This window comes from Hymenobacter sp. 102 (assembly GCF_049949205.1).
GTDB lineage: Bacteria > Bacteroidota > Bacteroidia > Cytophagales > Hymenobacteraceae > Hymenobacter.
In genome coordinates, this window is sequence record NZ_CP188172.1 from 4144410 (window position 1) to 4167625 (window position 23216).

The 23216-nt window shown below is 59.0% G+C and carries 20 protein-coding genes; 7 read left to right on the forward strand and 13 right to left on the reverse strand.

Translation table 11 applies throughout. The annotated features are described in order from the left end of the window. Positions 1-158: 158 nt before the first annotated feature. Positions 159-587, forward strand: a complete 429-nt coding sequence (locus ACN19L_RS17860) for a hypothetical protein (protein WP_426490820.1) — start codon at positions 159-161, stop codon at positions 585-587. A gap of 122 nt (positions 588-709) precedes the next feature. On the opposite strand, the gene dnaK is transcribed toward ACN19L_RS17860, so the two are convergent. Next, entirely contained in the window at positions 710-2650 is a 1941-nt protein-coding gene (gene dnaK / locus ACN19L_RS17865; RefSeq protein WP_426490821.1) for a molecular chaperone DnaK, read from the reverse strand. Between the two features lie 524 nt (positions 2651-3174). Here dnaK and ACN19L_RS17870 point away from each other — a divergent pair. Both ACN19L_RS17870 and ACN19L_RS17875 read left to right on the forward strand, forming a co-directional pair. Further along, positions 3175-3900: a helix-turn-helix transcriptional regulator gene (locus tag ACN19L_RS17870; protein ID WP_426490822.1), complete on the forward strand. Its 726-nt coding sequence runs from the start codon at positions 3175-3177 to the stop codon at positions 3898-3900. 349 nt (positions 3901-4249) lie between these two features. Then, the gene (locus tag ACN19L_RS17875; RefSeq protein WP_426490823.1) at positions 4250-5062 is read left to right on the forward strand and encodes a CPBP family intramembrane glutamic endopeptidase; all 813 of its coding nucleotides are present in this window, start codon (positions 4250-4252) and stop codon (positions 5060-5062) included. A gap of 204 nt (positions 5063-5266) precedes the next feature. Here the strand turns inward: ACN19L_RS17875 and ACN19L_RS17880 are convergent, their stop codons facing one another. The 4 genes from ACN19L_RS17880 to ACN19L_RS17895 are packed head-to-tail and all read right to left on the reverse strand — an operon-like array spanning position 5267 to position 9725. Further along, the gene (locus tag ACN19L_RS17880; RefSeq protein WP_426490824.1) at positions 5267-6232 is read right to left on the reverse strand and encodes an alpha/beta hydrolase; all 966 of its coding nucleotides are present in this window, start codon (positions 6230-6232) and stop codon (positions 5267-5269) included. After that, complete coding sequence (locus ACN19L_RS17885) at positions 6232-7164, reverse strand: pseudouridine synthase (RefSeq protein WP_426490825.1); 933 nt, start codon at positions 7162-7164, stop codon at positions 6232-6234. Before ACN19L_RS17885 ends, ACN19L_RS17880 begins: the two co-directional genes overlap by 1 nt. 52 nt (positions 7165-7216) lie before the next feature. After that, on the reverse strand, positions 7217-7621 hold the full coding sequence (locus ACN19L_RS17890; RefSeq protein ID WP_426490826.1) for a hypothetical protein: 405 nt from the start codon (positions 7619-7621) through the stop codon (positions 7217-7219). A 37-nt stretch (positions 7622-7658) separates the two neighbouring features. Next, positions 7659-9725, reverse strand: a complete 2067-nt coding sequence (locus tag ACN19L_RS17895; protein ID WP_426490827.1) for a VWA domain-containing protein — start codon at positions 9723-9725, stop codon at positions 7659-7661. Positions 9726-9936: 211 nt separating this feature from the next. Here ACN19L_RS17895 and ACN19L_RS17900 point away from each other — a divergent pair, with 211 nt between their 5' ends. Next, positions 9937-10497, forward strand: coding sequence for a hypothetical protein (locus ACN19L_RS17900; RefSeq protein WP_426490828.1), 561 nt, complete (start codon positions 9937-9939; stop codon positions 10495-10497). On the opposite strand, the gene ACN19L_RS17905 is transcribed toward ACN19L_RS17900, so the two are convergent. Continuing rightward, positions 10491-11696, reverse strand: a complete 1206-nt coding sequence (locus ACN19L_RS17905) for an acetate/propionate family kinase (RefSeq protein WP_426490829.1) — start codon at positions 11694-11696, stop codon at positions 10491-10493. The genes ACN19L_RS17900 and ACN19L_RS17905 overlap by 7 nt on opposite strands. 264 nt (positions 11697-11960) lie before the next feature. Beyond that, positions 11961-12899, reverse strand: coding sequence for a DUF808 domain-containing protein (locus ACN19L_RS17910; protein ID WP_426490830.1), 939 nt, complete (start codon positions 12897-12899; stop codon positions 11961-11963). Between the two features lie 420 nt (positions 12900-13319). On the opposite strand from ACN19L_RS17910, the gene ACN19L_RS17915 reads away from it, so the two are divergent. Then, positions 13320-14123, forward strand: a complete 804-nt coding sequence (locus tag ACN19L_RS17915) for a hypothetical protein (protein WP_426490831.1) — start codon at positions 13320-13322, stop codon at positions 14121-14123. 206 nt (positions 14124-14329) lie between these two features. On the opposite strand, the gene pta is transcribed toward ACN19L_RS17915, so the two are convergent. The 5 genes from pta to fabG all read right to left on the reverse strand — a co-directional run bounded on the left by pta (position 14330) and on the right by fabG (position 19268). Then, positions 14330-16420, reverse strand: a complete 2091-nt coding sequence (pta, locus tag ACN19L_RS17920; protein ID WP_426490832.1) for a phosphate acetyltransferase — start codon at positions 16418-16420, stop codon at positions 14330-14332. A 116-nt stretch (positions 16421-16536) separates the two neighbouring features. After that, positions 16537-16878, reverse strand: coding sequence for a DUF5615 family PIN-like protein (locus ACN19L_RS17925; protein WP_426490833.1), 342 nt, complete (start codon positions 16876-16878; stop codon positions 16537-16539). 2 nt (positions 16879-16880) lie between these two features. Next, on the reverse strand, positions 16881-17111 hold the full coding sequence (locus ACN19L_RS17930) for a DUF433 domain-containing protein (protein WP_426490834.1): 231 nt from the start codon (positions 17109-17111) through the stop codon (positions 16881-16883). 398 nt (positions 17112-17509) lie between these two features. Continuing rightward, a complete protein-coding gene (locus ACN19L_RS17935; protein ID WP_426490835.1) occupies positions 17510-18121 on the reverse strand; it encodes a YiiX family permuted papain-like enzyme in 612 nt (203 codons plus the stop codon). Between the two features lie 397 nt (positions 18122-18518). After that, complete coding sequence (fabG, locus tag ACN19L_RS17940; RefSeq protein ID WP_125424454.1) at positions 18519-19268, reverse strand: 3-oxoacyl-[acyl-carrier-protein] reductase; 750 nt, start codon at positions 19266-19268, stop codon at positions 18519-18521. 140 nt (positions 19269-19408) lie between these two features. On the opposite strand from fabG, the gene ACN19L_RS17945 reads away from it, so the two are divergent. Then, complete coding sequence (locus tag ACN19L_RS17945) at positions 19409-20644, forward strand: geranylgeranyl reductase family protein (protein WP_426490836.1); 1236 nt, start codon at positions 19409-19411, stop codon at positions 20642-20644. Positions 20645-20827: 183 nt separating this feature from the next. Here ACN19L_RS17945 and ACN19L_RS17950 read toward each other — a convergent pair whose 3' ends face one another. Further along, on the reverse strand, positions 20828-21565 hold the full coding sequence (locus ACN19L_RS17950; RefSeq protein WP_426490837.1) for a tetratricopeptide repeat protein: 738 nt from the start codon (positions 21563-21565) through the stop codon (positions 20828-20830). A gap of 236 nt (positions 21566-21801) precedes the next feature. Between ACN19L_RS17950 and lpdA the strand changes: the two genes are divergently transcribed. Then, a complete protein-coding gene (gene lpdA, locus ACN19L_RS17955) occupies positions 21802-23196 on the forward strand; it encodes a dihydrolipoyl dehydrogenase (protein WP_426490838.1) in 1395 nt (464 codons plus the stop codon). The last annotated feature ends 20 nt before the right edge of the window (positions 23197-23216 follow it).

The following is a 23216-nucleotide window of genomic DNA, read 5'->3' on the forward strand; positions in this document are numbered from 1 at the left end:
CCATCCTAGCTACCAACAGGCTGCAAGCTGCCTTACATCGGGGAGTGGAAATTAGATAAAACATTGTTCAGCTGTCAGATTTGAAGAGTTCTTAGTAATTACGTGCCCTTTCTGCTCCAAACAGTTTCCCAAGCTGCTCCATAATTTTTTGCTTTTCTATGGCGTTTTCCTTGCAACGTACACGCCTATACTTCGAAAATCCAGTAGGCCGCTTGCTGGAGATAGGAGACCCAACTAATTGCGCGGTGGTTCAATACAAACCAGGCAAGCGGAATTTCGAAGAATTGCAGGCGTTTCTTACCCACACCCGCCAGTTACTCGCTTCCCGCCATTGGTACAAAATTCTCAACGATCAGCGCGACATGATGGCCTTCACGGAGCATGAGCGGGCCTGGATAGCCGAAAACTGGCTCGATGTCCGGCCTGAGGGTGCCCCGCTGTATCATGTGGCCGTGCTCCTCTCGCATGATGTATTCGCCCGTTTATCCATGACCCTGATCATGAATGAAACACGCGAGTTGGGGTTGGTGTATCGGCTGTTTGAGGATGAGGCCCTGGCCCGGGCGTGGTTGCTGCAGTTGGACTGACTTCCGGAGTCAGAAATAATTGCACCCTCATATACCGCAAAAAGGCCCGCAGCAACTTGCTGCGGGCCTTTTTACCTCTGTACTGCGTCTGCGTTATCCGCAGAATCAACACAGTATGGGGTTTATTTGCCTACTTCTTCGTAGTCCACGTCGGTCACGTTGTCGTGGCCGGCGCCTTGCTGGCCGTTGCCACTAGGCTGGCCGGCACCGCCGAAGGGGTTGCCACCTTCCGCGCCGGGCTGACCCTCGGGGCCGCTCTGAGCGTACATTTCCTGTGAGGCAGCCTGCCAGGCGGCATTGATGGCGGCCATTGCCGTATCAATAGCACCTAGGTCTTTGCTCTCGTGGGCTTTCTTGAGGTCGGCCAGCGCCGTTTCCACGGCCGTTTTGTTGCCGCCGCTCAGCTTGTCGCCGTACTCCTGCAGTTGCTTCTCGGTCTGGAAGATCATCGAGTCAGCCTGGTTTACCTTCTCAATTTTCTCCCGCTCGGCTTTGTCCGCATCGGCATTGGCTGCAGCTTCCTGGCGCATGCGCTCAATGTCGGCATCCGACAGGCCCGAGGAGGCCTCGATGCGGATTTTCTGCTCTTTGCCGGTGCCTTTGTCCTTGGCCGTTACGTGCAGGATGCCATTGGCATCAATGTCAAAGGTTACTTCAATCTGCGGTACGCCGCGGGGTGCGGGCGGAATCGAGTCGAGGTGGAACTTACCAATGGTGCGGTTCTGCGAAGCCATCGGACGCTCACCCTGCAACACGTGGATTTCCACGGAAGGCTGGTTGTCCGAGGCCGTCGAGAAGGTTTCCGATTTCTTGGTCGGGATGGTGGTGTTGGCTTCGATGAGCTTGGTCATCACGCCGCCCATCGTCTCGATGCCGAGGCTCAGCGGGGTTACGTCGAGCAGCAGCACGTCTTTCACCTCACCGGTCAGTACGCCGCCCTGGATGGCAGCACCCACGGCTACTACTTCGTCGGGGTTTACACCTTTCGAAGGCTTCTTGCCGAAGAACTTCTCTACCTCTTCCTGAATGCGCGGAATACGGGTCGAGCCACCTACCAGAATCACGTCGTTGATGTCCGAAGTGCTCAGGCCAGCGTCCTGCAACGCTTTTTTCACCGGCTCCATCGAGCGACGGATCAGCGAATCGGCCAACTGTTCGAACTTGGCGCGGCTCAGCTTCACCACCAAGTGCTTGGGGCCCGAAGCCGTAGCGGTGATGTAGGGCAGGTTGATTTCGGTTTCCGTCGACGAGGACAGCTCTACTTTGGCTTTCTCAGCGGCTTCTTTCAGGCGCTGCAGGGCCATAGCGTCCTTGCGCAGGTCGAGGCCTTCGTTTTCCGAGGCAAACGTGTCGGCCAGGAAGTTGATGATAACCTGGTCGAAGTCGTCGCCGCCGAGGTGGGTGTCACCGTTGGTGCTCAGTACCTCGAATACGCCGTTGTCCAGCTCCAGAATCGAAATGTCGAACGTACCACCGCCGAGGTCATACACGGCTACTTTGTGGTTCGAGTGGTCTTTATCGAGGCCGTAGGCCAGGGCGGCGGCCGTGGGCTCGTTGATGATGCGCTTCACATCGAGGCCGGCAATGGCACCAGCTTCTTTGGTTGCTTGGCGCTGGGCATCGTTGAAGTAAGCGGGAACCGTAATAACGGCTTCGGTTACGGGCTGGCCGAGGTAGTCTTCGGCGGTCTGCTTCATTTTCTGCAGAACCATGGCCGAAATTTCCTGGGGCGTGTACTGCCGGTCGCCGATTTTCACGCCAACCGTGTTGTTGGAGCCGCTGCCCAGGGCGTAGGCCACGTGCTTGGCTTCTTCGGAAACCTCCGAGAAGTTGCGGCCCATAAAACGCTTGATGGACTGGATGGTGTTATGCGGGTTGGTAATGGCCTGACGCTTGGCCGGGTCACCTACCTTACGCTCACCTTTACCGTTGTCGAGGAACGCGACAATCGACGGAGTCGTGCGGCGGCCTTCGCTGTTCGGAATCACCACCGGCTCGTTGCCTTCCATTACGGCCACGCAGGAGTTGGTGGTGCCGAGGTCAATACCAATTATTTTTCCCATGTTCAGGAGTATCGTTAGGGTGTTGAGGTGTCAGATAAAAAGAGTGCCGAAGCACTCACGCCGGGGTAGTTACAAGACGCGTACCAGCCCGAAAAACGCCCTTTGTTCGTGACAGATTGTCATTTTAAGCGAAGCTGGACCGTTCTTTCCGGACGGACTGACTTCTACGGAAAACTTACCGTTGAGATTTCCTGACAGGCGGGCAGAGGGTACTACTCGTGACGTTCCCTTACGGTGTTGTTGCATTATAATGGAGCTATTTAACAAGTCTAAAAATCTCAGGAACGTCATGCACTGCATGTGACCCAGCAAGCCGGTTCCGAAGCATGGCGGTCTGCTAACTTCTAAACTGCTTCATTGCCTGCTTGATCGGCTCCAATTTATACTGCCGCGCCTTGCCCATCTTTTTATACCTTACTCCGCGTTGCCACTCTCGCTCTGCGCACCACTAAATGAATCATCTGAGTAAGGAAACCTATCTGGGCACTACCGAACACAAGTTTAGTAGCGGGCAGGGCGTTTCGGTGATTGAGGCGGAGTACAAGCAGAAGGTTTCGGAGAACTGGCACTCGCACCAGAATGCGCACATCACGCTGTTTCTGAAGGGCGGAACCCTCGAAAAAAGGCGGCACGAAACCCACGCCGTGCACCCGGGCTCCGTGCTGTTCTATCACAGCGACGAACTGCATCTAAATCAGGATACCCTGTTCCCGTCGAAAAATATCAACGTGGAATTTGATGAATGCTTTCTGAAAACCCACGGCATTACCGAGGAGCAGCTTCAGCAGGGGGCTGCTAATTTGGTTAAGACACAGCTTCTGGTTCTGCGGATGTACAAAGAGTCGTTGGTGAAGGATGCATTTTCGGATGATTCCATCAAGATGCTGCTTGCCGACTACGCTGCGGATGCGAATTATGCGCAACGGTTTGTGCACAACCCGCAATGGGTGAGTGTGTTGTTTGAGTTGCTGAATGATTGTTGGAATGAAAACCCTAGCTTGGCGCAGCTGTCAGCAACACTTGGTATCAGTCCAGTTTCCATTTCGAAGCATTTCCCCCGATACTTTGGCTGCACCTACGGCGAGTATATGCGGCGCTTAAAGATTAGCCGCTCGCTGGGGCTGCTGGCCCGGCCGGCTTATTCCCTGACGGAAGTGGCCCTGGAGTGCGGTTTCGCCGACCAGAGCCATTTTATCCGGACGTTCAAAGCGCAAACCCGTTTCCTGCCCAAGGATTTCAGGAAGTTGTAACGTGAGTTCGGCTGGCGAACAGCCGACTCGGGTCATCCCGGCCGATGAGCCGATGAGCTTCCCGGCTACGTGGTTAAAGCGCCTGGGAGCCATGCAACGAAGGTGGTGCTTCACCGGCGTGGCATTTATGATAGCGCAGGATAAACCGGGCGCGGCGGCCAAACACCAGGAAACGGGCGCGGTGAAAAAATAAAGGAGATGCTAATTTCATTCTATTTCTGGCCGTCGGTAAGGGGCACATTTGTCACAACAACCCCTAACCCGTACTCCCATGAGCGCTGCATCTTTTAAACAGAGGGTATTGAGCACGTCGATAGCCAGAATATTCGGTGGTATACTGGTTTGCTTCGTGGTATTTATCCTGGCCCAACAGCTCACCGCCGTCCTCTTCGATGTATTTCCTGTCGACAGAAACTCCCGCAACCTCATCAAAGGGCTGATTTCTTCCGCGGCCGTAGTCTGGACTTACCGCAGCTTCTACGGGCGCATCGAGCGCCGGGCCGTTACGGAACTGTCGCTGAGCCGCTGGGGCAGGACTATTGGCCCCGGACTGGCACTGGGCGCGGTTCTGCAAGGTCTGACTATCCTGGTCGTTGCGTTATTTGGCAAGGTGCAGGTGGTAGCCGTAAAGCCGGCGACCAGCGTACTGATTCCCCTATCGGTGGCTTTCTCGGTGGCTATTTTTGAGGAAGTGCTGCTGCGCGGTATCCTGTTCAGAATTGCGGAAGAAAAGCTGGGCAGCTACTGGGCCCTGGCCATTTCAGCACTCGTTTTCGGACTGCTGCACTTGGCCAATCCGGGCAGTACGCTGTTATCAGGACTGTGTGTGGTGGTGGCCGGGGCGGTGTTCGGCTTAGCCTACGTGGCTACCCGCAGCCTATGGTTCCCCATTGCCATTCACTTCGCCTGGAATTTTGTGCAGTCGGGCATTTTTGGGGCCGTGACTTCCGGCAATGAAAAAACCAGCAGCCTGCTCACCACGAACCTCATGGGGCATCCGCTGCTAACCGGGGGCGCGTTTGGGCCGGAGGCCAGCTTCCAGGCCGTGTTACTGCTGCTACTGGCCGCCGCGCTGCTGCAGCAAAAAGCCAAACGCAACCTGATTATTCCACGCCGGAAACACAAGCCCGCTGCCTCCGCCGAGGTTGTGTTGGCAGGGTAGCTCAGGTCGGTTTCTGCGGCTCGTATAATAGCATAAAAAAGCCCTGTCGACGTCGGTAGAGCTTTTTTTGTGAGGCGGATGACAAGTTATTTCACTGCCGGCACTTTCTTAAACTGCCGCGCCTTGCCGGGCAGCGTTTTCTCCCGTTCCTTGCCCAGCGCCGCAACTGGCTCGGGTACCCAGTGGTGACGGCCGCCGGCGCGCTCAACGAACCAGTGCGTGGCGGCTACACCAGCGGGCTACTCTACGTTTCCAAAGCACCTTATGCTTCCACCAGTACGGCTCGTGGCCGGAGCCGGCAAAATCCTGCCGCTGCTTGGGGCCGGCCAATGCCGCAAAAATGGCGTCGGTTTCCGGGCGGGTTACGCGTGGGTCGGCGGTGCCCCAGAGCAGGAGGGTAGGCGTGGTAACGCGGGTGGCGTAGCGCGTCGTATCCAAATCAAAGGCCCAGAAGTTGTTTTCCACCCCGCCCCAGAACACCAGCAGGTTGGCCATCGGGAAGGACGGGACACGCATGGAGCGGAAGCGGCTTTGGGCGGTTTCGAGCATGGAGCCGTAGGGGCACTCCAGCACGTTGGCGGTGGGTTGCACGCCCAGTTCGGCCTCGGCCCGCAGCGTGGCTACTGCGCCCATGGAGTTGGCGTACACCAGCACCGGCCCGCCCCGGCGCTGCAGCCAGCGCACTACCGTGGCCACATCGGCGGCCTCGTGGTGGCCCACGGTGCACACGTTGCCTTCGGAGCCGCCGTTGCCCGCAAAGTCCGTGAGCAGCACGCTGTAGCCGAGGCGGCGGAAATGAGAGGCTTCCGTCAGGAGCTTGCCTTTGGAGCTGGTGTAGCCGTGAAACAGGGCCACCGTGCCGCGCGGGCGGGCTACCGGGCCGTACCAGCATTCCAGGCGGCCGTTGGGGCTGCGCAGGTGCAACGTGGTATAGGGGAAGTCGGGCCGTTGTGCGTTAACGGGCTTGGGGTTTTTGATGCCGGTGAGCAGCACCCCCAGCTTCTGCAGCGGCGTCAGCTGCTCGGGGTTGTTGGTGTGCGGGCTGGCTGCGGTGGTGAAGTGTGTGAAGCGCCAGGCGTGGAAGGCGGCTACCAGGTTCAGGCCCGCAAACACCACGGCCGCCAGCACGAGGGTGCGGCGGCCGTAGCGGAAGAGTGATTGGCTACGCATTAGCCGCGGCGTTTGCCCCCCGAGGGGCCGGGCTTGCGGCCGGGACTGCCACCCGGCGCGGCCGGACCCCGCCCCGTGGGCTTGCTCCCAGGCTTGCGGCCCGCGCCACCCGCTGCCGCGGGGCGGCCACCGCTTTTGCCCCCAGCCGACTTGGGCGAGAAAGAGCCCGCGCCCGCCGAGCGGCCAGCACCCCGGCTGCCGGCGGCGCGTTTGCCGCCTTCAGCGGCGGGTTTGGCGGTGTTGCCACTGCGGTTGAAGCCGCCCGTGGGAGCCGGCTTGGTGCTGGCCGGCCGGATGCCGCCGGGCCAATATTCGGAGCCTTTGCCGGGCGTGCGGAAGGTGCCAGCGGCGGCCGTCTGAGCGGCCATGTCGTCAGTGAGGGACTGCACTTCCTTCTCCGTCAGCTCGCGCCACTGGCCGGGCTGGAGGTCGGCCACTTTGAGGTCGGCCAGCTGCACGCGCACCAGGCGTAGGGTAGGAAAGCCCACGGCGGCCGTCATCTTGCGTACCTGCCGGTTCATGCCCTGGGAAATCCGAATCTGGACCCAACTGGTCGGGATATTGGCCCGGAACCGCACCGGCTTGCTTCGCTCCCAGAGCTGAGGAGTTTCGGGCAGCAGCTCAGCCTCCGCGGGGGTGGTGAAGCCGGTTTTCAGGTCTACGCCGCGCCGCAGGTTCTCAAGAGCCTCCTCGGTGGGCACGCCTTCCACCTGCACCCAATAGGTTTTGGGTACCTTAAAGCGAGGCTCGGAGAGGCGGTGCTGGAGCTGCTTGTCATCGGTGAGCAGCACCAGGCCCTCGGAGTCGTAGTCGAGACGGCCGACGGGGTAGATGTTGGGAACGGATACGAAATCCTTGATCGTTTGCCGGCCGTTTTCGTCGGTAAACTGGGTCAGGACTTCGTAGGGCTTGTTGAGCAGAATGTAGCGCATGCGGGGCGTGGGCCTTCCGGCTCACCATCAAATGTAGGCGGCAAAGGTACGGCTACTTCCCGGCCAACCGCTTGCGCCGGAGGCTTTCGGCCACCAAGCTGCGCACGGTGCCATTGGGGCGGGCCACAAACTCCCCACTGTCCTGCACCATCACGCCGTTGCGCATCTGGTCCCGGTAGCTATGGTACACCAGCGTACCGATGCGCACGGAATCTTTGGGCGTAGGGGCGGGCGGGGCCGGCAGGTTGTTGATGCGGGCCATATCGGCCAGATACAGCAGCGAATCCCGCTTGGTGTAGGGCCGGAACCGAAACTTCTCAGGAAAGTAGTTGCCGGGGTCAGAAGCGCGGGTGCGCACAAAATCCTGTACGGCCAGCTTGGCCTGATCTTCAGTGCTTTTGGCGCAGCTGGCCAGCAGAGCCGTAACCGGCAGCAGAAAGACGATAACGCGTTTCATATCAAGAAAAGAGGAAGAATTAACCCGGCCGCTTACCTTACACGCCGCCGGAGTACTTGCGCGTAGCCCACTCCACCGTCAGCAGGCCCAGCAGCAGGAAAAACAGCCATTTCAGGTTAATCAGATCCTGCAGATCTTCCTGCTCGTACAGCACGGGCTTGTAGTTGGCTTTGCGGATATCCTGAGTCAGCTGCTGTAGCTGCTGCGGGAAATATAGCCGCTGCCCGCTGCGCCGGGCCACCTGCGCCAGCAGGTTATGGTCGGCTTTGGATTGCGTGGCTTCCAGCTGCTGGGCTTGCACCAGTACCTCACCCCGATCCTGCTGGGGCTGGCCGCCGAGCGTGGCGCGGGCAGTGTAGCGGTACAGCCCGGCCGGTAACGGACCCAGGTGCAGCGGGGCCCCGTCTTCGGTATTGGCGAAGGTGAACGTGCGGACTTTCTGCCGCTCGTCGGTGAGGGTAAGGGTGATGGACTGATTATAGATTCGCTCGAAGATGGCGTTGTAGGTTTCCGCCCCGAAGGTTACATCATCCTGGATATCAAAAGCGTCCTGAGTGGGGTACACATCGAGGCGCTTCTTGTTGGCATTCTGGGTGAGCAGCTGCAGAGTGCGCAGCACCAGCCGGTCGTAGGCTTCGGGCCGGTCGTCGTGCTCCACGGCTTCCTGCAGGCGCCACTGCCAACTGCCCTCCGTGAGCAGCGTGGCCTGGCGCTGGGCCGGCGAGCCGCCAAACACCAGCAGCGGCTTCTGGGTTTTCAGGCGGCCCACCTGCTGCCACAGCGCCACCTCCGTACCTCCGCCCACGCGCACATCCCCGAACGGAACCGCCGCGGGCGGGTACGCCAGAAATCGGCGCAACGCATCTTCCTCAAAGGAAAACCGCGTGAAGCTAGGGTTGGGTACGGGCGTTACTTCGTCGGTCTGGCTGCCACGGGGCGTTACGGTAAGGCCGGTGCCCAGGGCGTTGTAGGCCCCGAAGTTGGTCTGGGAGCCCAGCACGTACAGGGCGGGCACCCGGCGGGCTTTCACCTGGGCCAGTACTTCCGCACCCACGCCACTTTGCGCTGGCAGCTGGTGCAGAATGGCCACGTCAAAGTCCTGGCGTTGAAGCGGACTGATGCCGGGCAGATAAGTGGTCAGGTCGAAGTTGTCGTTTTGCAGAATAGCGGCCCGCAATGCCTTCAAATCGGGGTGGGGAGCCGCGCCGGCCAGCAGCACCCGCAGCTTGCCTTTTACCACTTCCAGGTACGCAAATTTCTGGTTGTTGAGGCGGGTGAACTCCCCGGGTAGTGAGGCCACCACCACCTCGTAGCGCCGCTTGCCGGGAGCCGGGGCCGTGAGTAGGAAGGTGGTTTTTACGCGGCGCTGCCCGGCGGGCAGGCGCACCTGCCGGGTTTGCAGCACCCGGCCGTTTTCGCGCACCTGCACGGTGGCCGTGCTGCCGGCGTACGCGTCATAGCCGATTTCGGCTTCAATGGGAAACTGGTTGCCACTGAAGGCTACGCGGTTGTAAGTCAGGGCCGGCAGACTCAGATCCTTCTTCGGAATGGTGTCGCCCACGCCCACGGCATACACCGGAAACGGGTATTCGGCGTACTGCGGCGCCCGGCCCTGGTTCACCAGCCCATCCGACAGCAGCACCACACCCGCCAGATTGCGGCCTTCAAACTCGCTGCCAATGCCCGCGAGCAGTCCATCCACATCGGTAGCGGCGGCCTGAAACCGTACCGAATCAGGCCTGGAAGTTGAAGTAGTCAGCGTGCGGGTTTCTACCTGAAAGCCCTGGCCGCGCAGCTCGGTAGCCAGCTGCTGCAGGCCCTGCGTGGCCTGGCTTAGCACCACCGGGGGCGTAAACAGCCCCACCGATTGGGAGTTATCCAGCGCCAGTACCAGCGTGGGCTCCTGCCGGGTAGTGGTGGTGGATTTCAGAAACGGCGACAACAGCAGAAAGCACAGGAAGCTCACCACCGCGAAGCGCACGGCCGCCAGCGCGTAGTTCACGCTGCGGCTCCACGGAGCTCTGGCTGAGTACAGCAGGGCCGCGTAGCCCAGCCCCACCAGCAGGCACAGCGCAATAAACCAGGGAGAAGCAGATAACAGCAAAAGCCGACAGAAATCAGTGTGAACCTAAAAACCCCAAACCGGCGCCCATAGTTGCGCCGCACGCCGGGTAGCGAAGGTAGCAGGTTGCGGGGGAGCTGGAGAAAAAGTAGGTTTGAATTCGAGCTTTCGATTCAGATACAGATAAAATCGATTTGTAGTGAGCCTAGCGTTAAAGATTATCATTGGTATCAGTACTGTTATTGTTGTGCTGATGGCCGCGTTTCTCGGGTATGTGGGATTCATTGCACATGCCTTTGGGGTATTTGATAAAGACTATACCCGAAAAGAAATAGTGAATAGCTATACCGAACACTACTCCGCAATTCAAACGGCCATCAGTTGTTATGAATCAATAGTACCAGCTGGCAAGCAGGTGGAAGTTGAGTTTGAAGATGGTGATATTGACCGGATAGTGGTGCGTGAAGGGCCTGCGCAACATCCTACGTACAGTTTGGCGTGGGCCAGTTCGTCCAAACATCAACTTGACAGTTTAGTCACCAGTTTAGGGTGGAGTGAAGCCGCAATGCAACAGCTTCAGGAAAAGCTGGAGGCCGCCGATTGTATTTCTATTCAGAACGGTGAGCCGGCCGTTTTAGGCTTCAAGAGAAGCGGGATGGGCATGTACTCATTCAATATTTTCAGCAGGCCAATTTCAGACAGCCTTCGGGAACAATACGCCCGCGGTTGCACCCACATCATTCAGTCCGATGAATTAGTGCTGGAATACGGCGGCGGTGCCATCGGCCCTCAGTGTTTTCCGGCTGGCTACTGATCAACCTCCATTCCCGCACACAGCCGCGCAATTTCCAGCTCCTCGTTGGTGGGCACTACCAGCACCCGCACCCGGCTGCCGGCCGCCGATAAGTCGCGGATGCCGGGGGCGCGGCGGGCATTTTCGGTTTCATCGAGCCGGATGCCCAGGAAGTCTAGGTTGGCGCACACCAGCTGGCGCACCAGCGCGTCGTTTTCGCCCACGCCGCCCGTGAACACCACGGCATCGGCGCCGTTGAGGACGGCCAGGAAGCTGCCGAGGTACTTCTTGATGCGGTGGGCGTAGAGGTCGTAGGCGAGGCGGGCGCGCGGGTCGCCTTCGGTGAGTTGGCGCGTGATGTCGCGCATGTCGCTGTGGCCGGTGAGGCCGAGCATACCGCTTTCCTTGTTGAGCAGGTTCTTCACGTCATCGAGCGAGTAGCCCAGCTGCTCTACCAGGTGGAAGATGACGGCCTGGTCGGTGTCGCCGGCGCGGGTGCCCATCACCAGCCCGTTCATGGGGCCGAAACCCATGCTGGTATCCACGGCGCGACCGGCCACGGTGGCGGTCATGCTGCAGCCGTTGCCCAGGTGCACCGTAATAACGCGGGCGTCGGGCTGGCCCAGGTAGCGCAGGGTTTCCTGGCTCACAAACTGGTGGCTGGTGCCGTGGAAGCCATAGGCGCGCAGCCCGTGCCGGGTGTACAACTCCTCGGGCAGCGCGAAGCGGTAGGCGTGGGGCGGCAGCGTGCTATGGAAAGCCGTGTCGAACACCGCCACCTGCCGGGCCTGCGGAAACAGCTGCTCGGCCACCTCCATGCCCAGCAGGTTGGCCGGGTTGTGCAGCGGGGCCAGCGGAAACAGCTCCCGGATGCGGGCCTTCACCTCCGGCGTTACCAGCGTCGGCTCCCGGAACTCCTCACCGCCGTGCACGGCCCGGTGCCCTACCAGCTGCACATCCTCTGGGTTTTGCAGCACGCCGGTTTCGGGGGCGGTGAGCAGGCGCATGGCCTGTTCCAGGCCGGTGCGATGGTCGGGGATGGGCAGGGTGCGACGCTCGGTGTGCTCCTGGCCATCGGGCCGTAGGGTGGTGTGCGTGAGCTGGCCGTCGGGCAGCCCGATGCGCTCCACCAGCCCCCGGGCCAGCGGCTGCTCCTGCGGCCAGCGAAACAGTTGGTACTTCAGCGAGCTGCTGCCGGAGTTGATGACGAAAATGTGCATGGAAATGACAAGGGGGAAACGGAGCTGCAAAACACCGGACTGTCGTACTTCGGCAAGCTCAGCAAAGTGGTCTGGTTAACCTAAGTTGCAGAAAACAAGGGTTAAAGCTAAAAAACTAGTTCCCCTCCTTGGAAAGGAGGGGTTAGGGGTGGTTGACCTTGCGTTAGAACAGTTTTTAGAACTAGCTCTAGAATTCGTTCTGAAGGTATCAACCACCCCTAGCCCCTCCTTTCCAAGGAGGGGAACTAGCTTCTAACTCTAAATCTAGTGTGCCGCCACCTCCTTCTTGGCCGGCATTAGCTTTTTCACCAGCCGTACTACCTGATCAACTATAAAGCCAACTACCAGACCGCCCAGGCCGCAGGCCACTACTTTAGCCAGCCACGCCACGGCGGGCATGGAGGCCAGCGCCACTTCCAGCTCGTGCAGCAAGTGGGCGGTGAACGGGATGCCGTGGGCAATGATTTCAAAGCCCACCCACAGCATGGCGGCGGTGCCCACGTAGCTCAGGATGCTGAGAAACTTCGGCATGAACTTCACGAGGCCGCGGCCGAAGCTCTTGGTGGCCGCGCTGTTGTCGCCCTCGGCCAGGTGCAGGCCGATGTCGTCGGCCTTCACAATCAGCCCCACGAAGCCGTACACGGCCACCGTGATGAACACGGCCACGGCCAGCATCACCACAATCTGGTTCACGATGGGCTGGTCGGTTACCTGGCTGTAGGCAATGGCCATGATTTCGGCCGACAGAATGATGTCGGTGCGGACGGCGCCGGCCACGCGCTGCTTTTCCAGTTCCTCCGGCGTAATGGTTTCCAGCTGCTCGGTTTCCGCGTGGGCCTCGGGGTGCTTGCTGAACATGGAGTGGACCTTCTCGTAGCCCTCGTAGCACAGGTAGGCCCCGCCCAGCATCAGGATGGGCGTGATGGCCCAGGGCGCGAAGTAGCCCAGTACCAGCGCCGCCGGCGTCAGAATCAGCAGCTTATTGAACAGGGACTTCTTGGCAATCTGGAAGATGATGGACAGCTCCCGGCTGGGGTCGAGGCCCACCACGTATTTGGGCGTCACGGCCGTATCGTCAATCACGATGCCCGATACCTTGCCGGTGGTTTTGGCCACCTGCGCCGGCACATCGTCCAGGCTGGCGGCACTGACTTTCACTAAAGCCGAAATATCATCTAGTAAGGCAAAAAGTCCGGAGGCCATGTAGGTTGGTTGGGTGAAAAAAGCAGAGGTGAAAGCGTGCAGCCGGCCCGCGTGCCCGGGTTATCGGACGGCAGGCTGCTGCAAAGGTATCCGGAGCAGCTGTACGTTGGCTGCAGGCCCGGAGCCGAAGCTCCGCAGGCCATCTTGTATGTAACGACTGCCAAGGCACGCCGTAGTATTACGATTTTCTCGCAAAAAGGACGTTAGGTACACCTATTTCTTGCCTCAATAGCCTCGTGTTGCAAAGACCGGTTTGCGGTAATAAGGCTAACGTCAGTGCTATTGTCGAAAGACTCTTACGTGCAAAGGGTATATTGCCGAAACTCAAACATCTTCGCCACAGTCGGCAACAGGGATGTTAACACCAATTTTATGAACCTCTGTACATCAATACTGTTTGTTCTAATCAGTTTAACCAGCATGACTGCTTCTGGGCAGATAATGGAACCGCTAGATTTAGCAAAGAAGATTTTCGACAAAGAGCCGTTCCCAGACACTGAAAAATACATTGCTGGTGAATATAAAGGACGCCCCAACGGACAAGACTTGCAGAGCGGTTCGATAACACGTTTTTTGCTGCTTAAACAGACAAGTAATAAAGCAGTAGTTGCTATGACTATTTTGGATTCCGCAGGTAAGGGTTTAGACACTTACCTACACTTTGAAAAAGATTCTATTTGGAAGATGCATGCATTCCGAGCTTTATCTATGACAGGTATGATAGAGCAAGCAAAAAATGAGTTGGAAAGAATGACACCAAGACAGGTGGATGAATTAATTGAAAAAGCAAAAAATGCTAAGAGAAAGAGTCATGTCGTGTTTGCTTCGCGAGACGACTACAACTTTGAGCTTGGCAATGCTAGGCTTATATTAGAACTGGATGAAAATATTATTCAGCACTTCATTCAGAATAAAGCTGGGTTTGAACGAATCAAAGAAGCTGCACTAAAAGAGGTTGCCAGTAAAAAAAGTGATGGAGAACGTTCGATGAAGCTGGTAGAAAGTTTCAGAAATGATTTCAGAAAGTTGTTTATTTCTTCTGTTTCTTATGGTGGTTATGAACTTGGTGAAAAATGTGTGAATTTCTCAATTGGAGGAATGGTAGATAATACGGTTGGTTACCTCTTTGCAAAGGATGAAAATGACCTGCCCGAAATGAATGCCAGTCGAATTATTATGCTAAGAGAGATTGGTGACGGGTGGTATCTCTATAAAACGACGTAAGAAAAAATGGCGTTAATATGGTATTTATGCAATAGTAAGTGACATGCATGTTACCAGTTTCGAATATCAAATTAGCTTTTTGTCTTTAGTTAGATCCAAAAGAACAGGAAATGCTACCACTGCATAAATTCCGTCCCGTTAGTCAAATAACCAAAAGGCCCCGTTGCTTCACCTGAAGCAACGGGGCCTTTGTGCTGCTGCCGAAACTAGCCCTGTGCCTGAATGGCCGTCAGCAGCACCGTATTGTAGATGTCGTCGACGGTGCAGCCGCGGCTCAGGTCGTTGACGGGTTTGTTCAGGCCCTGCAGCATCGGGCCGATGGCCAGGGCGCCGGTTTCGCGCTGCACGGCTTTGTAGGTGTTGTTGCCGGTGTTCAGGTCGGGGAAGATGAGCACGCTGGCCTGGCCAGCTACCGGCGAGCCGGGCAGCTTCTGCTGGCCCACGGCGGGGTCTACGGCGGCATCGTACTGGATGGGGCCTTCCACCAGCAAATCGGGGCGGAGCTGGCGCACGAGCTGGGTGGCCTGGCGCACCTTGTCCACGTCGGCACCCTCGCCGGAAGTGCCCGAGGAGTAAGACAGCATGGCTACCCGTGGCTCAATGCCGAAGCGCCGGCTGCTGTCGGCCGAGGAAATGGCAATTTCGGCCAGCTGCTCGGCGGTGGGGTTGGGGTTCACGGCGCAGTCGCCAAATACCGCCACCCGATCCGGCAAACACATAAAGAATACCGACGACACCACCGACACGCCCGGCCGCGTCTTGATAAACTGCAGCGCCGGCCGAATGGTGTGCTGCGTGGTGTGCACCGCCCCCGACACCATCCCGTCGGCCAGACCCTTGTACACCATCATCGAGCCGAAATACGACACGTCGGTCATCAGGTCGCGGGCCATTTCCAGGGTCACGCCTTTGCTGCGGCGCAGCTCAAACAGGGTTTCGGCGAAGTCCTGGAACAGCGCGGAGTTGGCCGGGTCCAGCAGCTGCACGCGCTGCGGGTCCAGGGGGCGGCCGAGGCGCTTGGCGGCGGCCAGCATCTGGGTAGGGTCGCCGAGGATGGTGAGGCTCACCACGTCCTGCTCCAGCAGGCGGGCCGCCGCGCGCAGCACCCGGTCATCGTTGCCCTCGGGCAGCACAATGTGCTTGCGCTGGCTGCGCGCCCACTGCAGCAGCTGGTACTGGAACATGTGCGGGGTGAGGCCGCGCGGCGCAAACGTGCTGAGCTGCTCCAGCAGGCGCGGCGCATCCAAGTGGCGCTCAAACGTCTGGATGGCCAGCCGGATTTTCTTGGTTTGCTGCGGCCCGATGCGCGCCTGAATGTTGCCGATGCGGGTAGTGGTCTGGAACGTGCCGTTTTCCACCAGCAGAATCGGCACGGCCGCAGGCAGGCCCTCAATCAGGCGCAGTACTGAGTTTTCGGGCTTGTAGCCGCCCGTGAGCACCAGCCCCGCCACCCGCGGGTAGCTGGCCGACATATTGGCTTGGAGCGCCGTCAGGATGAGGTCGGCCCGGTCGCCGGGTGTGATGATGAGCACGTTTTCCTGCAGGCGCATCAGGAAGTTGGGCACCTGCATCGAGCCGTTGATGAAGTGGTCGACGGGATTAGCGAGCTGGTCGGCCCCGAACAGCAGCTCCCCGCCCAGCTGATCGTGGATTTCCTGCATGGTGGGGCTGCGCAACGCCGCGCTTTCCGGAATCAGGGCCAGCTGGGTTTCGGGCGGTAGCTGGTCGCGGAGCAGAGCACGCACCTCGTCCACTTGCTCCGGCGCCACGCGGTTGAGCACCAAGGCTAGCACCTGCACCTCGCTTTCCAGGGCGTCGCGCCGGATGGACAGGGCGGCGTTGACGAGCTGCTCCACGGTTTTGTCGAGGCCCGAAATCAGCAGTACCACCGGCACGCTCAGGTTGCGGGCCACCTGCCAGTTGAGGTCCAGCTCCAGGGCCAGGCTGCTACCCACGAAGTCGGTGCCTTCCACCACCACGAAATCGTGGGCGGCTTCCAGCTGCTTGAAGCGGTGGATGATGGTGTCGAGCAGCTCCCCGGCGCGGCCGGCTTCCACCATGCGCAGGGCCTCCTGGCCGGTGGTTGCGTAGGTATCGGGGTAGGCGAGGGGCAGCTGGAAGTGCTGCAGCACCGTCTGGATGTGGTAGTCGGGCTGGCCGTCGGCGAGGGGCGTGATGATGGGCTTGAAGTAGCCCACCCGCTGCGCCTGCCCCAGCAGCAGGTGCACCAGCCCCAGCGTCACAACGGATTTGCCGCTGTACGGCTCGGCAGTGGCAATGAAAACGGCTTTGCTCATGCGGATGCGTGAATGGTCAGGAGCACTTACGGATGGGTCGTAAGGTACGGCTGAATCGTTCGGCAGAATACAGGAGCAATGCAGCAACCCTAATCTGCGCAACGAAGCGCAACGCTTCAGGGCAAGCGCAGTACCAACATACCCGCGGCGGTTGAGTCTCCGAGGAACTCCTGAAGCTGCGGCAGACGAGCCAGCATAAAATCCGCCAGCATCTTCGCTGGTAGCTGGGCATTGGTCACCACCACTATTTTAGGCGGAAAACCATGTGCGAAGAGCAGCCGGATGAAATCCTCGTCTTTGGTCAGGATATGAAATCCGTGCTGCTGGGCATACCGCCAAATGGAGGTGTCCGGGCTGTTATCGAGGTCAACGTCGCGTACGTGCAGCACTTCCGCAAAATGCGGCCGCAGGTAGGCTGCCACCCGCCAGGAAATATTTTCATCGAGCAGCAGGCGCATACTTAGGCTGCTACCAATACCACGCTTTCCTTATAAGCAGCGTACAGCAAACAAGCCCGAACCTGAGCCGGCCCGATACTGGGAAAATCCTCGGCAATCTGCTCCGCTGCCATGCCATTCGCCAACATCTCCAGTACTTCTGCTACTGTAATGCGGGTGCCCTTCACCACAGGCTTGCCAAAGCGTACCTCTGGGTTGAGGACGATATACTGGGTTATTTCAGCTGCGTTCATAGCAAACAAGATACGTAGTTTCGACAGGTAATGATAGGCTTTTCACCACACCATCACCAGCTTCGAATTCTCCAGCCGCCGCACGTGCCAAGTCATTTGCTCATTACCTCCTGCGTTTCCCGGAATTGCTCAGAAATAAAACCATCCGGCCACTTCCGCTGCGGAAATGGTCGGATGGTTTTATTTCTGAGCAATTCTGCTGCGGAAGAGGGCAGATGTATCTGTTTCCAAGCACTTCCTGAGTGGAAGAGCATAGAAATAAATATTTCCGGGCACTTCCGCAGCGGAAGAGGGCAGAAATAACTGTTTTCGGGCACTTCTGGTACGAAAGCGGGCGGCTGCGCTTGTGGTTGGGCACCCGTGCCATCCACACCACACAAGCCAGGGCCACCGAAGTATCACCGTGTCGTTACCGTCACCAACTGCGGACTATCAAACATGGCGACGGGGGAAATGACCTTTTCATCCAGCGGAATCTGCCGGCCGTACCGCTCCCACAGCTTCTGCTGCACGGCGGGGTGGGAGAGGTCGAAGTCACGCAGCTGTTGAAGCTTTCCGATTTCGCGGCCGATGGCTTGTTGGTAGGTTTTCCAGAGCAACTCGGAGCAGTAAATTCGCTCGTCGCTCCAGCCGAAGTATAGGTCGTAGGGGCGGCCCTGGTACTGCAGGCCGGTGCGCCGGAGCTGACGTAAGGTGGCGGGTGTAAGCACTTGGTCGGCGTCGCGCAGGCACTTCACTACGAAGTGGCTGCCCCGCCCGCGACCAATCCACTGTTCCAGCGGGGTGAGGCGCACCGGCTGCACGGCCTCCAGCACCTGCCACTCGCCGCCCTGCCGCAGCAGCATCCCGCAGTGGCTGTAAGTTGAGTGGGTAGCCAGCTGAATGGCCTGGCTCTGGGTGGAGCGCGAAGTCTGGAAAACCAAATTCCCCTCGCGCAACTGCAGCGAAATGGACAGAATCGTCAGCTCGCCCCGGTGCCGCCGCTGAAACCGACTAAACCGGTGCTGCAAATCGTGGCAGCCATAGCGGCCACAATCAGCAGCAGGGCCAGCATAATAGATAAGGGCCGACGCATGTGCTTTTAATTAGGAGCTATCGGGGCAAGTGTATCTGCGTTAACCGCCTATTGAGCTGTTTGCTCCTGATTAAAGTGCTGAATTCTTGCATGTACGGTTTCCCGCTGCGCATAAGGTCTGTAAAGTTGCAACCCAATCCAGAGTAACGTGAATAATAGAAAAAACAGGATTGTGGTCAGAGACAAAAAGTAGAGAGTCTGTCTCATATTGCATTATAAATCAACGTCATGCCGGGCCTGTTGGAGCCGTTTTACCGAACATCGATAGTTCAGTAAGGATGCTCCGACAGGCCCAGCATGACGTTTCGGTTACTTTAGCTGTTTCTGTATTCCTACGTCAGCATGCCGCCGTCCACCTGCAGCACCTGGCCGGTGATGTAGCTGCTGTCGTCGGAGGCGAGGAAGGCGGTGGCTTTGGCAATGTCCTCGGGCTTGCCGCCGCGCTTCAGCGGAATAGCCTTGCGCCACTCATCTACCTGCTTGGGGTCGAGGGCATCGGTCATTTCGGTTTCAATGAAGCCGGGCGCAATGGCGTTGCAGCGGATGTTGCGGGAGCCGAGCTCCAGCGCCACCGACTTCGTGAAGCCGATGATACCCGACTTGGAAGCCGCGTAGTTGGCCTGGCCCGCGTTGCCCTTGATGCCTACCACCGAGGTCATGTTGATGATGCTGCCGGCTTTGGCGCGCATCATAGGCTTGGTGGCCGCCTTGGTCAGGTTAAACACCGACTTCAGGTTCACGGCAATTACCTGGTCCCACTGCTGCTCACTCATGCGCATCAGCAGGCCATCTTGCGTAATGCCGGCGTTGTTCACCAGAATGTCCAGCTTGCCAAATTCGGCCACCACATCGTCCACCAGCTTTTCGGCTTCGGCGTAGATGGAAGCGTCGGAGCGGAAGCCTTTCACCTTGGTGCCGTGGGCCGCCAGCTCCTGTTCCAGCTGCTGGCCTTTCTCCACACTGGATAGGTAGGTGAAGGCCACCTGAGCGCCCTGCTGGGCAAAATATACCGCAATAGCGCGGCCAATTCCTTTGGAAGCGCCCGTAATCAGGGCCACTTTTCCGTCGAGCAGTTGAGTCATGGGGCGAAGATAGGTTTTCTGGTTTATGGTAATTGGTTTTTGGTTTGTGGGTGGAATGCCGAATCCTTGCCATCTTCGGCGCTAGTTGCGGGAGTCTGGAACAACCAAAAACCAAAAACCAGCAACTAAAACCCCACCCAATGACCAATATCTGCATTCTGGGGGCCGGGCCGGGCGGGGCCACGGCTGCCCTGCACCTGGCCAACGCCGGCCACCCTTGCCTGCTGCTGGATAAAGCCACCTTCCCCCGCGATAAAGTGTGCGGCGACGCGCTCAGCGGCAAAGTCATCAGCGAGCTGCGGCGCATCGGGGAGAAGCTACCGGCCCGGCTGGCCGCCGAACCCATGCAGCTGCCCAGCTGGGGCATTGATTTCTACGCCCCCAACGGCCGCCGCCTGGCCGTACCGTTCAAGCCCCGCTACAACCCCGCCCTCGACCAATCCGCCGGCCACATCAGCAAGCGGCTGCACTTCGATAATTTCCTCATCGAAGAAGTGCGCCGCCGCCCCGAAATCGACTTCCGCGAAAACACCGACGTAGCCCGCCACGAGCAGCTGCCCGATGGCACCTGGCGCCTGCTGGCGGCCGATGGCCAGGAAATTGCCACCTGCCGGCTGCTGCTGGTAGCTAACGGGGCGCAGTCGCACTTTGCGCGGGTAGTGGGCGGCCACGAGCTGGAGCCCGCCCACCACTGCGCCGGCCTGCGGGCCTACTACCGGGGCGTGCAGGGCCTGCACCCCGATAATTTCATCGAACTGCACTTCATCCGGGAGTTTCTGCCGGGCTACCTCTGGGTGTTTCCGCTGCCCAACGGCGAGGCCAACGTGGGCGTGGGTATGCTCACCGAAGCCGTATCCAAGAAGAAAGTAAAGCTGCGCGAGCGGCTGGAGGAAATACTACACACCCACCCCGCCCTGAAAGACCGGTTTGCCACCGCCGAGCGGCTGGGCCCGGTGCGGGGCTTCGGGCTGCCGTTGGGCTCCAGGCGCCGCCCGCTCTCCGGTTCCGGCTACTTGCTGCTCGGCGATGCCGGCTCCCTCATCGACCCGTTCAGCGGGGAAGGCATCAGCCACGCCATGGTATCGGGCCGCCACGCCGCCGACTGGGCCGCCCGGGCTCTGGCCGCGCAGGATTTCTCCCCGGCCTTCCTGAAAGGCTACGACGCGGCCGTATACAACCGCCTCTGGCAGGAGCTACGCCTGAGCCGGGCCATGCAGCGGCTACTAAACTACCCCTGGGTGTTCAATTTCGTCGCTAATCGTGCCGCCAACAACCCCACCCTGGCCGAAACCATCAGCAACATGTTCCTGGACCTGGACCTGCGCGAGCGGCTGCGCCAACCCAGCTTTTACCTGAAACTACTGCTGGGCAAGTAAGCCCGGCATTGCAAGCGGAGCGAAGCAACCGGAGGACAGCGCAGCTGATCCGTCCCTTTCAAGGCACAAACCGTAAGAAAAGCACAAAGCCCCTGACGTCCTTGCTGGCGTCAGGGGCTTTCGAGTAGAGGAAGGATGGCGCCTTGAAAAGGAAGGATTACTTCGCTCCGCTCGCAATAATGGTTACTTGCCCGCGTAGCGGCGGAGGCTTTTTTCGGCTTCCGGGTTCAGTTGAGTAGCTTTTTCCAGGTCGGCTTTGGCTTCGGCTGGCTTGTTGATGGAGGCGTAGCTGATGCCGCGGTACTCGTAGGCATCCGCGTAATTCGGGTCGATGCTGATGGCTTTGGCGAAGTCCGGTACGGCCCCTTTGAAATTGAACAGCTGCATTTTGGCCGCCCCCCGCCCGAAGTAGGCTTCCTTATCAGTAGGATTGTATTTCACTGCTTTGCTGAAATCCACAATGGCGGCGCTGTACTCCTTCATTTTCAAGCGGTTCAGGCCCCGGTTGTAGTAGGCCTCAGCACTGGTCGGTTTCAAACGCAATGCCGCGTTGTAGTCGGGCATGGCATCTTTGTAATCTTTCAGATGGCTTTTGGCCTTGGCCCGCATCAGCAACGCGTCGTAGTCGCGGGGCTTGGCCTTCAGCTTCTGATCCGCCATCCGGATTTCGTCCCGGTAATCAGCGTTGGTTTTGCGGGCGGCAGGTTCCACGGGTAAAGGAGTAGCCGGGGCCGCCGAAGCCACTATGGTAGTCGAGGTAGGCCGGGCCACCGAATCGGCGCGCTGGGCTACGGCGGTTTCGCGGGCCACATTCCGGGCGGCGGAGGTGGGGCGCTCTACATCGGCGGTGGTACCCCGGGCACAAGCCCCGGCCAGCAATAGGGTAGAGCCAGCTAACAGCGAGAGTAAACGTAATTTCATGACGGTGAACGAGAAAGGCAGTCAGAAGCAAGAAGTTGGCCGACGGCCAACGGGCGTTGTACGCACTGCTACCGGCAAAGGCTGGGCTCGGGCACAAAATTTTGTCTGAGCTGGTGCACCCCACTTCCCGGCGGCAACGCGGCGGAGTAGCGCGGCCTGCCTATCTTTGCCCGGCCCTTGTCCCGGCGTAGCCGCTGCGGGTGGTTCTTCTTTCCTCACCTTCAATTGAACATACTATGGCATTGCAATACGACCTGGTCGTTATCGGCAGCGGCCCCGGCGGATACGTAGCCGCTATCCGGGCTTCGCAGCTGGGCTTGAAAGTAGGCGTGGTGGAGCGCGAGTCGCTCGGCGGAATCTGCCTCAACTGGGGCTGTATTCCCACCAAAGCCCTGCTCAAGAGCGCCCAGGTATTTGAATACCTCAACCACGCTAAAGACTACGGTCTGACGGCTGAGGGCGTTGGGTACGATTTCGGCGCGGTAATTCAGCGCAGCCGGGGCGTGGCCGATGGCATGAGCAAAGGCATCAACTTCCTGTTCAAGAAAAATAAGATTGATGTGGTTTCCGGCTCCGGCAAAGTGCTGGCTCCCGGTAAAGTAGAGGTAACCAAGGCTGATGGCGGCAAGGAAACCGTAGAAGCCAAGCACATTATCCTGGCTACCGGGGCCCGCTCCCGTGAGCTGCCCGCTCTGCCCATTGATGGCAAGAAAATCGTTGGCTACCGCCAGGCTATGGTGCTGCCCGAACTGCCCAAGCGGCTGGTGGTAGTGGGCTCCGGTGCCATCGGCGTGGAGTTTGCCTACTTCTACCGCACCATGGGCTCAGAGGTAACGGTAGTGGAGTACCTGCCCCGCATCGTGCCCGTAGAGGACGAGGAAGTAAGCCGGCAGATGGAGAAATCCTTTAAGAAAATCGGCGTGAACGTGCTGACCTCGGCCGAGGTAACCAAGGTGGATACCAGCGGTGAAGGCTGCAACGTAACTATCAAAACGGCCAAAGGTGAGCAGCAAATTGCCTGCGACGTGGTGCTGTCGGCTGCCGGGGTAGTTACCAACCTCGAAAACATCGGCCTCGAAGAGCTGGGCATCAAGGTAGAGAAAGGCCGCATCATCGTCGACGACTTCTACCAGACCAACGTGCCCGGCATCTACGCCATCGGCGACATCGTGCCCGGCCCGGCGCTGGCCCACGTGGCTTCGGCGGAAGGCATTATCTGCGTGGAGAAAATTGCCGGCCACCACCCCGAGCCGCTCAACTACCAGAACATTCCCGGCTGCACCTACGCCTCCCCGGAAATTGCCTCGGTAGGCCTCACCGAAGAAGAAGCCAAAAAACAGGGCTACGACATTCTGGTAGGCAAATTCCCCTTCTCGGCCTCGGGCAAGGCCTCGGCCGGCGGCGTGAAGGACGGCTTCGTGAAAGTGATTTTCGACAAGAAGTACGGCGAGTGGCTGGGGGCCCACATGATTGGCTCCAACGTAACCGAAATGATTGCCGAGGTGGTGGTAGCCCGCAAGCTCGAAACCACCGGCCACGAAATCATCAAGGCCGTGCATCCGCACCCTACCATGAGCGAAGCCGTGATGGAGGCCGCTGCGGCTGCCTACGGCGAGGTGATTCACCTGTAAGCAGCAACCCACGCGCACTT